At 46.3% G+C, this 13423-nt stretch carries 14 protein-coding genes; 12 read left to right on the top strand and 2 right to left on the bottom strand.

The features are described 5' to 3' along the window. Positions 1-454 precede the first annotated feature (454 nt). A complete protein-coding gene (locus QL234_RS27670; RefSeq protein ID WP_281560993.1) occupies positions 455-2185 on the top strand; it encodes a nitrilase-related carbon-nitrogen hydrolase in 1731 nt (576 codons plus the stop codon). 214 nt (positions 2186-2399) lie between these two features. Here the strand turns inward: QL234_RS27670 and QL234_RS27665 are convergent, their stop codons facing one another. Beyond that, positions 2400-2753, bottom strand: a complete 354-nt coding sequence (locus QL234_RS27665) for a hypothetical protein (protein ID WP_281560992.1) — start codon at positions 2751-2753, stop codon at positions 2400-2402. A gap of 377 nt (positions 2754-3130) precedes the next feature. Here QL234_RS27665 and QL234_RS27660 point away from each other — a divergent pair, with 377 nt between their 5' ends. The 11 genes from QL234_RS27660 to QL234_RS27610 all read left to right on the top strand — a co-directional run bounded on the left by QL234_RS27660 (position 3131) and on the right by QL234_RS27610 (position 12704). Next, positions 3131-3694 (top strand): hypothetical protein, encoded by a 564-nt coding sequence (locus QL234_RS27660; protein ID WP_281560991.1) that lies wholly within the window; start codon positions 3131-3133, stop codon positions 3692-3694. 623 nt (positions 3695-4317) lie between these two features. After that, the gene (locus QL234_RS27655) at positions 4318-5178 is read left to right on the top strand and encodes a universal stress protein (protein WP_281560990.1); all 861 of its coding nucleotides are present in this window, start codon (positions 4318-4320) and stop codon (positions 5176-5178) included. Positions 5179-5234: 56 nt separating this feature from the next. After that, on the top strand, positions 5235-5705 hold the full coding sequence (locus QL234_RS27650; protein WP_281560989.1) for a Na+/H+ antiporter subunit E: 471 nt from the start codon (positions 5235-5237) through the stop codon (positions 5703-5705). After that, positions 5705-5989, top strand: a complete 285-nt coding sequence (locus tag QL234_RS27645; protein WP_281560988.1) for a monovalent cation/H+ antiporter complex subunit F — start codon at positions 5705-5707, stop codon at positions 5987-5989. The genes QL234_RS27650 and QL234_RS27645 overlap by 1 nt, the downstream gene beginning before the upstream one ends. Continuing rightward, positions 5986-6339: a monovalent cation/H(+) antiporter subunit G gene (gene mnhG, locus QL234_RS27640; protein ID WP_281560987.1), complete on the top strand. Its 354-nt coding sequence runs from the start codon at positions 5986-5988 to the stop codon at positions 6337-6339. The genes QL234_RS27645 and mnhG overlap by 4 nt, the downstream gene beginning before the upstream one ends. Beyond that, a complete protein-coding gene (locus QL234_RS27635) occupies positions 6327-7340 on the top strand; it encodes a DUF4040 domain-containing protein (RefSeq protein WP_281561027.1) in 1014 nt (337 codons plus the stop codon). The genes mnhG and QL234_RS27635 overlap by 13 nt, the downstream gene beginning before the upstream one ends. Further along, positions 7337-7690: a cation:proton antiporter subunit C gene (locus QL234_RS27630; protein ID WP_281560986.1), complete on the top strand. Its 354-nt coding sequence runs from the start codon at positions 7337-7339 to the stop codon at positions 7688-7690. Before QL234_RS27635 ends, QL234_RS27630 begins: the two co-directional genes overlap by 4 nt. Further along, entirely contained in the window at positions 7687-9165 is a 1479-nt protein-coding gene (locus QL234_RS27625) for a monovalent cation/H+ antiporter subunit D family protein (protein WP_281560985.1), read from the top strand. Before QL234_RS27630 ends, QL234_RS27625 begins: the two co-directional genes overlap by 4 nt. Beyond that, positions 9162-10673, top strand: a complete 1512-nt coding sequence (locus tag QL234_RS27620; protein WP_281560984.1) for a proton-conducting transporter membrane subunit — start codon at positions 9162-9164, stop codon at positions 10671-10673. Before QL234_RS27625 ends, QL234_RS27620 begins: the two co-directional genes overlap by 4 nt. Continuing rightward, on the top strand, positions 10670-11017 hold the full coding sequence (locus QL234_RS27615; protein WP_281560983.1) for a hypothetical protein: 348 nt from the start codon (positions 10670-10672) through the stop codon (positions 11015-11017). Before QL234_RS27620 ends, QL234_RS27615 begins: the two co-directional genes overlap by 4 nt. Continuing rightward, complete coding sequence (locus QL234_RS27610) at positions 10962-12704, top strand: Na(+)/H(+) antiporter subunit D (protein ID WP_348650741.1); 1743 nt, start codon at positions 10962-10964, stop codon at positions 12702-12704. The genes QL234_RS27615 and QL234_RS27610 overlap by 56 nt, the downstream gene beginning before the upstream one ends. Before the next feature lie 51 nt (positions 12705-12755). Here QL234_RS27610 and QL234_RS27605 read toward each other — a convergent pair whose 3' ends face one another. Further along, the gene (locus QL234_RS27605; RefSeq protein ID WP_281560981.1) at positions 12756-13295 is read right to left on the bottom strand and encodes a hypothetical protein; all 540 of its coding nucleotides are present in this window, start codon (positions 13293-13295) and stop codon (positions 12756-12758) included. Positions 13296-13423: the final 128 nt, after the last annotated feature.

Raw genomic sequence — 13423 nt, 5'->3', positions numbered from 1 at the left:
TAGTTATTGTCGACGTGCCCTTTACTCCTTGAAGTTATGCCTTAACCATTCTCCTATTGTCTTTAAATCTACCCAATCATAGCCTTTTGAATGGTTAAATACGTCATCCGGCTTTTTATACTTATCTACTCTTTTTTTAGATACGGGATCAGCGCAATCAATGACCATTATGAACCTTGAGTTCAAATGATGAAAGCTGCCGTATAGCAGATATATCCTCATCAGGGGGGATTTTAGCTCGTTAAAACGCTGAAAATCTGTTATTTTTAGCGGCTTAATTTTGGGGGTGACTGTATAACCATCAAGTTTTTATTGCCAGCAAGCGCTTTATTTGCATAACCTTTGGAGCATAGATAGCCCCAGAGAAGCACTTTACGGTAATAAAAACTTGATAACATCTCGTGCGTTAACATGCCCAAATCCAACTAATGATCGGCCAAATGGAAATTAAATCATGCGTGTTGCTGTCTGTCAGTTTGCCACCAGTTTAAATGTTCAAGAGAACCTGGAAACCTGCATTCGTGTCGTGGATGAGGCGGCCATGTGCAAGCCTGATCTCATCGTGCTTCCGGAGTTTTGCAATAGCCTTTCCTGGTACGTCGATCATAACCAGGCATGGCATGCAGCCTTAACAACGGACGGTATGTTTCTACAGCGCATAGGTGAGCAAGCTAAAAAACATGATTGTTATATAGTGCTCAATGTTACGTTAAGACGAGACCCGTCACGTGAACATCAAGATCCCAGGGTCAGGTCAAATATCAGTGTGACCTCGTGTTTATTTTCACCGCTGGGCAAGCTCATGCTCCAAGCCGATAAGCAAACCTTGTTCGGTCATGAACATGATTTTTTTATTCCCGGCAATAAAGTCTCTGAAGTTACCGCAACACCGTTTGGAAATCTAGGCTTATTCAGCGGTTATGAAGGGATGACCTTTGAAGCACCGCGTGAACTGGCCTTAACAGGGGCGCAGTTGCTCTGTCATTCCCTGAGCACATTTGCACGCGACCAGGCCGGTTTGCATGGCCCTGCCCGGGCGTGTGAAAACAAGGTTTTTTTAGCAGCGGCAAATAAAGTCGGTCCGCTTATTCCCCCGGAACATATGAGCGCTTTTTCTGAGCAATACTTTATTCCCGAAAAATTTCTTTTTGGCGGCGGTAAAAGCCAAATCGTCTCTGCTGACGGCAAAATATTAGCAACAATTGCGCACAATGAAGAAGGCTTTGCTTTTGCTGATATAGATGTGATCCTGGCTGAAGACAAGCGCCGCCCCGATGGCAGCGAACTTTTTCAGCAACGCCGCCCTGAGCTTTACCAAGCGTTAAAACAATCGTCTAAATCCCGGGTAAGTGATGACATTAACAGCAATGTCCCGGCAAGTGTTAATGCGGCACTATTTGCGACCTATAAAACTTATGAGCAAGCCATTGAAGATGTTTGTCATTATATTGAAAATAATCTCAGTGACATTATTCAACTACCGGAGTTATTTTTCCTTGGCGATAAAGAAATCACCCATGATGTAAAACAACGCACTCAGTTAGCATACCTGAGCCGGCAGTTAATCGAGCAAATTAGCGCCAAGCTAAGGCCCTTTCAATACGTATGCACCAGTTTGGTCATTGATGATATGCATCAGGCGGTATTAATCAGTGAACATGGCCTGTTGGCCGCCCAACAGCAATTGCATTTTTGCCAACGATATCGATGGACGCCTTTGGGGGATAAGTTAAATATTATCCAGCTGCCCTTAGAGCAAGGCAATATTAATGTGGCGATGTTGACGGCAGATGACGCGAATATGCCTGAAATGGTCCAAGTGGCGGCGTTAAATAACATTCACGTGTTATTGCTGCCTTTTGATATCCAGGAAGCTGGCGAGGTTGACTATAGCCTGTTGGCTCGCGCTGCTGAAAACAGGATTTGTATCCTTGCCGCCAGTCGCGAGAAAAACTTTGCCCAGGACTCATCTGGCAAGCATAATGCCCGGATAACAGCTAAAAAATCTACCGGCTTTATTGCCAATCTAACCACGGATTTCACTTTATTTACGCCGTGGAAATCCCGAAAGTTTGATGGTTATGTCAATCAACCTGTTGTTAGGCATCAGCATGGCAAGATCACCAAAGCTTTGCTTCACCCTCTTGCCGCCGCGAATAAACTTATGGCCGTAAAAACGGGCTGATAACAGGGAAGCCCGTGTTTATCCGCTGTGCGTTAGCCAATTCAACCGTGTTGATAACTTGCACGCAGCTTTACAGAGTTAACCATTTTATCGTAGCCCTTGTATCATTGGGCTAAAGTTATCGCCGGTTGCACCCTTTTCTTTTGAAGTGCCTCCTGATTTACCATGCCCGAATGTGAATACCTCATCGCTGCCCATATATTTTGCTGATCGGCTAAGACGAGGTGTCTTTGGCTACGGATTGAATGAGTGAAATGATCTCGTCTGTCATAGCTTGAGGGTCGATCGACTCAGGAGTGAATGAAGATCTCAGCAGTGTTATTGCCGGCGTGAGCTCGCTAAGCAGATCAAGGTGTGGGTGATCGTCGCCGATTATGCGTGCGATGGCATTTCGCATATATTCGTGGCTATAACCTTCCTTGACGACTTTTTCGATACCCACATCGGAGCGCATTGCTGAAATAAGGCCCGGCACCAGATCAGGTTTTTCCGCTGAGCTGATGCACCTGGGAGCAACAATTGCCCGTAAGTCTGCCACAGGATCATCAGTTACCGGTGCCTCGGGCACGGGCATGTTCCTGATTGCTTCGATGATAAGTGATTCTTTCGTAGGCCAGCGCCGATAAATTGCACCAGTGCCTGAACCGGCACGGGTTGCTACATCCTGGATGCGGAATCGGTCAAAGCCGACCTCTAACAGTAACGAAGCCGCTGCTTTGAGTATGGCATCGGTACGGGTCGTATCGCGCTTTCGGCCCCTGGTATTATCGGGGCGTCTGGGTGTCTTTTGTGTCATGGCGCGATCTTAACAGATATTTCTTCATAGGGTAAACGTCTATTGCGGAAATATATAATTCCGAAATTGTTATATGGAAATGTTGACTTCCGGAATTAAAGGTTCCACAATGCCGGCTCACCGTTTATGAAAAACATTGGAGAAAACGAATGACTCTTGAATTAACATTAAAATCTGACACCTTGCTTGATTTTGCTTTTGGAAAAGTGATTAAAGGCAAAGAAATGCAGGTATTCGGGGAGTATTTCCCTATCGTCGCACCTGTACTGGAAGAATGTGGCATCCAATCTCTGCGCTCTTTTGCCGTGCTTGCCACCAACAACCCTGGCATGGTGCCGGAACAAGGGGCACTAACCCAGATCCCAAATACGGAAAGCTTCGACAAATTTCATCATGATCCGCGTTTCATTGAGGCAAAACCCCTGCGTGATGATGCGATGGAATTTCTTACCGACGGCAATTTTTTCAAGCCGTCGGAGCAGGTTGTTATATTGGAAGCACAGACGGACTATGCACTGACCATCACAGAGGACAATCCCCTGGAGACAAACCCGTTATTGGAAATTCCGGCAGCAGAAGACAGCCCGAAACAAACCTATTGCGGTAAAATGATGAGACTTCACCTATGGAATGATGAGGCAGAGAAGCTGATGAGTGCCTCTTCTGGCGAAGTCGTGGTGTTTCGTATTCGCTTTTTTCCATCCGGTGATTAAACCGATGAATCTGCTGAATTAAGCTTAAAGTGCTATGTACCTGGTCAAGAAATAAAGATGCCGCTATTAAAACTTGATGGCGGCACTGTCGTTTGGCTGCTGTAAAAAGAGGAACTTGTCGCTAGTCTGAGATCTACCAGATCCTCTAATTTCTGTTACAGGCACATGTTCTGTCATGTAAGTCTCCTGAATTGACGATATCTCTTTCTGTCTTTTTAAAACGTAATGTTGGCATATTTCTTAAGTGAGTGTGATTACCAAGGAAAACTGACGTTCTTAGAACCTGAGTTGAGTGATTTTTGTTCAAAATTTTATCTGCATTATCCTGAATGACTTTTGCCGTATCGGCCTTTGCCTTGTCGCTTAGTCAGCTAAGCAATGAAACATCATCATCGCTGGCATGGTATTTTCTATCCGCGCAATGGTTGAAAATGCCTTTAAAGGCAGGTGGTTACCTTTGTGTTGTGCTTGTTCATCGAGCTCAAATGCCAATATTCTCCCCATAATCTATACTCTATAGTTAACGATTTATCGGATCGGACGTTCAATTAGCTTTTAGTTTATGCATCGACGGATTGAGTAACAAACTCAGAGTGATGTCCCTTCATAACTGGAGTAAAGCCATGGTGAAGAATGTTTTAGTGATTGCGGATATCAAAGATGATGAAACCTTTGCATTGGAAAAGGCTTATGATCTCAGCCTGCCAATAGGTACCAGATTGGAAATCATTAAATTCATTCATTGTGGAGATGACTCACAATTTACTGTTGCACAGCAAATGGATCAAGCCAGAGAGTTACTGGCGAATAATATTCAAAAAATTTTTCAGGATGTTAGTGAGATCACCAGTAAAGTGGTTAACAGCGATAATATTGCCGACTGGGTGCTCGAACATTGCCGGCAAAAAAACGTAGACCTTGTGGTTAAAACCCGTCACCGCACTGAGTCCCTGTTTCATACCCCGACCGACTGGCAGTTGCTGCGCCAATTATCCTGTCCTATTTTGATCGCCTCTCATATCAAATGGAAACCTGAGGCCAATATTTTATTGTCCCTGGATTTATCAACCGATGAAAGTCAGCACCAGCAACTGAACAAGTCGGTACTGGGCTGGGGAAATTTCTGGTCATTAGCTTATGATCATCAGCTACATGCCGCATACAGTATTCCCATTGCCAAACCTTTGCTGGAGTTAGAGCTGGTGGACAGGCACGAAATCGAGCAGAAAAAATCCCCAAAAGCAAAAGAGAAAATGGCTGCGTTATTGGCCGAGTTTGAGATGGATACAGTTCCCGGGCATATCGGCTCGGGACCTCCGGAAAAAACCATTCCCCATCTAGCCGGAGAGTTACACTGTGACTTGGTGATCATGGGCTGTATGGGTCATCATGGGATCAGTAGTTATTTTCACGGTAATACCACAGAAAAAGTCCTGCATAATCTGCGCGCCGATTGTTTGGTGGTCAAGCTGGAACAAGATTAAAGCCGGTTGTTTTATCGATCGGCTAACAGCCGACAGATCACATAGAGAATAACTTTATGCGTTATACCTTTAGTTTATTTTTGCTATTGCTCGCTTTTTGGGCATCTAATTCAGAGATTCATACCGGGTTACTGTTTTTCCTGGGCTTTGTGTCGATTATGCTGGTGTTGCTCATTACCCGGCGTATGCGTTTGCTTGACCGGGAGTCATTACCCCTGCACCTGTTCAGCCGCATTGTTCCCTTCTATGCCTGGCTGCTCAAAGAAATTGTTTACAGTAGCTTTTATGTGTTGAAGTTAATCTTTCGGGGAGAAAAAGCCTTAAGTCCGACCATCATCACCATTCCGCTTGATTTTAAAGACGATCTTAGTAAGGTTATTTTTGCCAACTCAATTACTTTAACCCCCGGCACCTTAAGCCTGCACCTTGATCGGGACTCGATTCAGGTGCATGCCCTTACCCGGGAGTTGGCCGAGGCGTTATTAAACGGTGAAATGGCCAAGCGTATCAAAGAGCTGGAAAGCTAATGTTGTTGGCGTCTATCCTGGCCATTTTTATTATTATGTTTCTTGCCCTGTTGCGCGCTTATATCGGGCCGAGCCTTTATGACCGGATTTTGGCGGCTAACCTGTTTGGTACTAAAACCGTGTTACTCATTGCTGTGCTGGGATTTTTATCCGGGCACTCCTATTTTCTCGATATTGCCATGCTTTACGCTTTGCTGAATTTTGTCAGCATTGTCGGCGTCTTGCGTTTTGTTGAATACCAGCAACCGGCACAGGAACAAGAAAGGGATAGGGAAAAGCGATGACAGAGATTTTTAATACCCTGAGCTTTATTTGTTTATTGCTCGGCAGCCTTTGTAACCTGATTGTCGGCATTGGTCTTTTCCGTTTTCCTGACTTTTATAGCCGTATGCATGCAACGGGCATTACCGATAGCCTGGGTACAGCCTTTATTTTAGTGGGTTTAATGCTGCAAAGCGGCTGGGATATCAGTTTGACCAAATTAATCCTGATCTTGGTCTTTATCCTGCTTACCGGACCGACCATCACTTACAGTCTGGCAAATGCCGCCAAACAGGAAGGCCTGGCGGCCAAATTAACCAAAACAGCGGGCACGGCAGCAAGCAATAACGGAGAAGCCTCATCGAATCATTAATCCATATTGTTTTATTATGCTTTTTACTGCTTACTGTGTTTGCCATTGTCCGCATGCACGACTTGTTCGCGATCGTGATGTTATTAAGCATTTATGGGTTTTTATGTGCCAGTTTTTTTATGGTGATGGACGCGGTCGATGTTGCTTTCACCGAGGCGGCGGTGGGGATCGGCATTTCGACTTTATTATTGCTTTCGGCATTAACCCTAACGGGGCGTTTTGAAAAAAAGCAGCGTCATAAGCCGCTATTGGCAGTTTTCTCTGTAGCTATAACAGCAAGTTTATTGATTTACGGCACCTTGCAAATGCCTCCTTTTGGCTCGGCTTACGCCCCTGCGCATCAGCACATAGCAACGCACTATATTACCCAATCGCTCGGTGAAACCGGCATTATCAATATCGTGACCAGCGTATTAGCCAGCTACCGGGGCTATGATACCCTGGGAGAGCTGATCGTTATTTTTACCGCCGGTATGGGAGTATTGGTGTTATTAAGGGGAGCAACATCACCAGCCAAGGACAGCGAGGGTAAAAGCAAACGGGTAACAAGCAAGCAACCGGTGCCGATGAAGCAACATGCTATCTTACGCATTGTCTCCAAGATGCTTATTCCCCTGATTTTATTATTCGCCTTATATGTACAGTTTCATGCGGATTTTGGCCCCGGCGGCGGCTTCCAGGCGGGGGTGATTTTCGCTTCGGTGATCATCCTCTATGTCATGATTTTCGGACTCAGGGCAACCCAAAAAACCATCAGTCTTGCCTGGCTGGAATTTTTGTCGGCGCTGGGGGTGTTGATTTTCGGCAGTGTCGGTCTGCTTTCGCTTTTGTTTGGCGAAAATTTTCTCGATTACAATATGTTGTCATCCGATCCCGTGCAGGCCCAGCACCTGGGCATTTTTGTGGTTGAGATCGGGGTGGGTATTACCGTGGCGGCGACCATTATATTGATTTTTATGACCTTTACCGGACGCATGGCAGATCGGGGAGGTCAGCAATGAATTTTTTTGAGCTCTTTAATTACTGGGTGGTGATGTTGCTGATGATGACCGGCTTATATATCTTGATCGCCCACGGTAACTTCGTAAAAAAAATTATCGGCCTGAGCATTTTCCAGACTTCCCTTTATATTTTTTACATCAGCATGGCCAAAGTTACCGGGGCAATCGCACCTATTATCCAACAGGGAGTTGAACTTTATTCCAACCCCCTGCCCCATGTGTTGATCTTAACCGCCATAGTCGTCGGCATTTCCACAACAGCCCTTGCGCTTGCTTTAGTGATCCGCATTAAACAAGCCTACGGTACGATTGAAGAAGACGAAATACAGGCTATGGATGAAGAGCCGTGATCGCACAATTACCTATTTTACAGGTCATTGTGCCGTTGCTGGCGGCCCCCTGTTGCCTGCTGGTTGGCCGCAGCAAATTGCTATGGTTTTTTGCCTTGCTGGCAAGCGCAATGACCTTTGTCATCAGCTTGGTTTTACTGCAGCAAGTGCAAGAAAGCGGCACTATCCACTACAGCCTTGGCGGCTGGAGTGCTCCCTTTGGCATTGAGTATCGGATAGATCTGCTTAATGCCTACCTGCTGTTGATCGTATCCAGTATTACCAGCATTATTTTGCTGACCGCCCATGCCAGTATTACCGCTGAATTAAATGAAAATAAGCACAAGTTATTTTACGTCGTTTTTTTATTATGCCTGGCGGGTATGTTGGGCATAATTGCCACCGGCGATGCTTTTAACTTATTTGTTTTTTTAGAGATTTCTGCACTCTCCTCTTACACCTTGATCGCTCTGGGGCAAAAACGCCAGGCGTTAACCGCGGCGTTTCGTTATTTACTGGTGGGTACCCTGGGAGCCAGTTTTATTTTGATCGGCATTGGCCTGATGTATATGGTTACCGGTACCCTGAACATGTTTGATTTGTCCGAGCGTTTGCCCCAAGTAGAAGAATCCCGAACTGTGGTGACCGCCTTTTCTTTTCTTATCCTTGGGGTTTGCCTGAAACTAGCATTGTTTCCACTGCACTGGTGGCTGCCAAATGCCTATGCCTATGCGCCTTCTGTGGTCAGCGCGCTGCTTGCGGCAACGGCTACTAAAGTGGCGATTTATATTTTGCTGCGTTTTATATTTACTGTTTTTGGCGGGGAGTTTTCTTTTACTACCCTGCCCCTTCAGGAAATTTTATCTGTGCTCGGTATTGCCGGTGTTTTGACTGCTTCAGTGATGGCCATCTACCAGCAAAATGTCAAACAACTCTTTGCTTATTCCAGTGTCGCGCAAATTGCCTACATGATGTTGGCACTTGCCATGAACAGTACCAATGGTTTGATCGCGACCTTATTACATCTTTTCAATCATGCTTTGATGAAAGGGGCGCTTTTTTTAGCTTTGGCCGGAGTCATGTACCGGCTGGGCAGCGTCGAGTTAACGCAATTTGCCGGTCTGGGTAAACGTATGCCCTGGACGATGGCAGCGATAGTGATCGGCGGTTTAAGTTTAATTGGCCTTCCGCTCACCGTTGGCTTTATCAGTAAATGGTATCTTTTACGTGCCGCTTTGGAAAACGGTTGGTGGCCGCTGGCTATCTTTATTCTACTTGGCTCGCTATTGGCCGTGGTTTATGTCTGGCGCATCGTAGAAACGGCTTACTTTTCCCCGGCTAAAGCCGGGCATAACCAGATTAAAGAGGCGCCGTTACGCTTATTGCTGCCCACCTGGATCCTGGTGTTGGCTAACCTGTATTTTGGCTGTGATGCCAGTTTCACCATAGCGGTAACAGAATTAACGGCGCAAGCTTTACTTGGAGGTGCGCCATGATAACAGGCAATGTATTATCGGCCTTTATCAGTAATGAATGGCAGCTGCAACTCACCATTTTATTGCCTTTAGCCGCTACTTTGGCCATTCGCCTGGCACATAAGCGTCCCAACGTCCGCGAAGCCATTTCCCTGGTCACCAGCGCTATGCTGGTGCTGCTTAGCTATAGCCTGTACCGTAATCTCAGCCTGGGGTTTGAGTTAAAGCTTGTCTGGTTTGAAGTTATTCCCGGGCTGGAGTTAAGTTTTACTACCGAACCTTTGGCTTTGTTATTTGCGTTAATGGCGAGTTTTTTATGGCTGGTGACCAGTATTTATTCGATAGGTTATATGAGAGGGCTGAGAGAATCAGGACAAACCCGGTTTTATCAGTTTTTTGCCATCGCTATTGCCACCGTGATGGGCATAGCCTTTGCTGCCAACCTTTTTACCCTGTTCGTTTTTTATGAATTGTTAACCTTGTCGACCTATCCCCTGGTCACCCATGCAGGTGATGATAAGGCTAAAAGTGGCGGACGTACTTATCTGGCGCTATTACTTTCAACCTCGTTTATCTTTTTTATGCTCGCCATTATGGGTACCTGGTTAGTTGCCGGAACCCTGGATTTTGCCCCGGGAGGTATCTTTGGCCACCAGGCTGCCCCCGGCACTTGTGCTGTGCTTCTGGTGTTGTTTATTTTGGGCATAGGTAAAGCAGCTGTTGTGCCCTTTCACCGCTGGTTGCCGGCGGCCATGGTCGCCCCTACCCCGGTCAGTGCGCTGTTACATGCGGTGGCTGTGGTAAAAGGCGGTGTCTTTACCATATTAAAAGTGTGCAGCTATATTTTTGGATTGGAATTAATGCCGGACCTGGTCAGTAGCCAGGCGCTGCTCTATCTGGCCGGTGCGTCTGTTTTTCTGGCCTCATTGGTGGCGATGCGCCAGGATAACCTTAAAAAGCGCCTGGCTTATTCAACCATCAGCCAGCTGGGCTATGTCACCATAGCAGCACTGCTGGCCAATAATGCCGGTGTTATTGCCGGGGGCATGCATATGGTCATTCATGCCTTTGGTAAAATTACCTTGTTTTTTTGCGCCGGAGCCATTGTGATAAGAACCGGAAAAAAGCAAATCAGTCAGATGGCGGGCCTTGGCCGGCAGATGCCTTTTACCATGGTCGCCTTTTTTATTGCCAGTTTGGCCATTATCGGTCTCCCGCCGACAGCGGGTGTATGGAGTAAATGGTTTTTATTGCAGGGGGTGTTAGATGCTCAGCAATGGTTGCTACTGCTGGTATTATGTTTGAGCTCCTTGATGAGTATTTTTTATTTATTGGCGATCCCGGTGCGCGCTTTTTTCCCGGGTAGTGAACCCGGCCCCAGAAGTTCGGTGCGCCAGGAAGCGCCTTTACCGGTTTTAATCGCCATAGGTATTTCAACCCTGGCGTGTTTGCTGTTGTTCTTATTCCCACAACCGCTGTTTGACCTGGCTGCTGCTGTCACTACCACGCAAGGAGGAGAGGTAAGATGACACAGAAAAAAGCTATGCCGTCAAAGGTCGGGGCGCAAGAGAAAAAGTACCTTTTTGATAAGCCGGAAAATGTCAGGCGGGTGATTGGTTTGCTAGCTGGCATTTGTATACTTCTATTTGCCCTGGACTTTGTTTTGCATCGCCATAGCAGTCATCCCTGGGAGCATATACCGGGTTTTTATGCGTTTTACGGTTTTATCGGTTGTGTGTTATTGGTGATCGTTGCCAAGTGGATGCGGATATTTTTAAAACGTCCGCCGGATTATTACCTCAAAGAAAAGCAAGGTGATGAGACAAACCCGGAGCAAACGGGTAAGGCAGGAGGAAAAGATGTGGCTCCCTGAACTTCCTCCGTTTATGCCTTTTATGATCATAGCCTTGTTTGTTTTTTTTAGCAGGGGGCCCTTGGTAACTGTGTTAATGTTAGCGGCTCCATTGTGGGGGGCGCTAAATTTATGGCAACTCGAGCAAGGCCTGCTCTGGCAAGTTACTTTAGTCGACTTGCAGCTGATGCCGTTAAGAGTTGATAAGCTCAGCACCTTTTTTGGCTATCTTTTTCATCTTGCCTCTTTTTTCTGCATTGTTTATGCGCTGCATGTGCGTGATAAGGTGCAGCAGCTTGCCTGTTTGCTTTATACCGCAGCGGCGCTGGGAGCGGTCTTTTCCGGTGATTTATTGTCCCTGTTTATTTTTTGGGAAATGATGGCGCTTTCTTCTGTTTTTCTTATCTGGGCGCGGCGCAGTGCCGATTCATATGCCAGCGGATTACGCTACCTGGCTTATCAGGTCATCTCAGGTTTGTTGCTTTTGCTCGGTACGCTCTTTTACTGGCAAGAGCACGGCAGCTTAGCTTTTACTTATATGTCATTGCAGGGTACAGGCGCCTGGTTGATATTTTTCGCTTTCGGTATCAAATGCGCTTTTCCTATGCTGCACACCTGGCTTACTGACGGCTACCCGAATGCAACTGCCAGCGGTACCGTTTTTTTAAGCGCCTTTACCACTAAAGTGGCGGTTTATGGGTTGGCCAGAGGCTTTCCCGGCAGTGAGATCCTGATCTATATCGGCGCGGTGATGACCTGTTTTCCTATCTTTTATGCGGTGATTGAAAATGACCTGCGCCAGGTGTTGGCCTACAGTTTGATCAACCAACTCGGTTTTATGGTGGTGGGGATCGGTATAGGCACTGAACTTGCCCTCAATGGCGCCGTAGCCCATGCCTTTAATGATGTGCTGTTTAAAGGCCTGTTGTTTATGTCTATGGGGGCGGTGCTGCAGATGACAGGACGTATCAACGGCTCTGAACTGGGGGGCTTGTATAAAACCATGCCGAAAACCACCTTGCTGTGCCTGGTCGGCGCGGCATCAATTTCCGCTTTTCCTTTGTTTAACGGTTTTGTCAGCAAGTCTATGGTGATGACTGCTGCGCTCAATCAGGGCCACGAGTGGATTTGGCTGGCGCTGCTTTTTGCATCGGCGGGGGTCTTTCATCATGCCGGGATCAAGATCCCCTATTTTGCCTTTTTTGCCCACGATAGCGGTATCCGTAGCCAGGATCCGCCAAATAATATGCTGCTGGCCATGGTTATTGCCGCCACCTTATGCCTGGCAATCGGCATTTATCCGAATTTGTTGTATCAGCTACTGCCCTTTACTAGCGCGTACCAGCCTTATGATGTCTCCCATGTCTTGGCACAAACGCAACTGCTGTGTTTTGCTGCCCTGGCTTTTCTCTGGTTAAATCTCAAGGGGCTTTATCCGCCAGAATTACCTTCGGTAAACCTGGATGTCGATTGGTTCTATCGGCGTCTGCTGGCTAATGTTTGGTCAAAGTTAAGCAATATAATTTGGCAAACAGATCAGCATATCCGGCAAGTCTTTCTCGCTAAACTCAAACAGCTGTTAGCCCTGGTAGCTAAATATCACAGGCCGAGCGGCATTTTGGCGCGTGCGCAAACGGTAGGCAATATGGCGTTATGGATTGCCATTTTACTGGCATGCTCTTTAGGGCTAAGTTTTATTGGCCTTTAAGGAAGTGAAGCGGTTGAACTTCAGACTGCTCCGTGGTTTATGGTAAATAAATCAATCATTCACGTCAATAAACAATAATTGGAATCCCTCGTGGTGTGCCAAGTAAGGGAAGCAAATACAACGACTTTCCGGGCATTTTTCCCCGGTATTTAGCTCGGCTTCACATCTGCCTCCGGTGCAAACATCTTTTCTGGCAAGGTAATTCATTTCATCGCAAAAAATCACATCAAGAGCTGGCGCCAATTGCTGTGCTTGTCGGCGCCATTGATTTAATAAGTGTTCCTTGTCGGTTAATGACTCTGGCAGGGTTTGCCTGGTAACAATAAAAAAGCTTGGTTTTGATGGGGCTAAGTTGTCGTTAATAAGGTATATGCCGGTTAGTTCATATTGTTGTAAATCTTTGAGGCTGCACTTGATGATGTAGCTGATCAGATCGGGAGGCGCGTTTTCAGGCAACTCGGTGATAATATTGCCATAGATATGGGGGATATGGAGGGCATCTAACGCATTGACGAAATTTTTATCTATGCATTTATAAGCATCGCTATACAAGGTTTTTATTTTCTTTTCATATTGCGATTTCTTGCTCATATCTAACGGTTTTCCTGTTATCTAAGGCGCATTGTTGATTTCAGTCATTTGAATATTAGCAGATAACGCCCTGGCGCCTTGTAATACCGGAAAAGAGATGCCGGCAGGTGAATGTTATTTGTGCTTCT

The organism is Thalassomonas sp. RHCl1 (genome assembly GCF_947387555.1).
Lineage (GTDB): Bacteria > Pseudomonadota > Gammaproteobacteria > Enterobacterales > Alteromonadaceae > Thalassomonas.
Note: the sequence above shows the minus strand (reverse complement) of the source record. Positions and strands in the feature narration are given on the sequence as shown.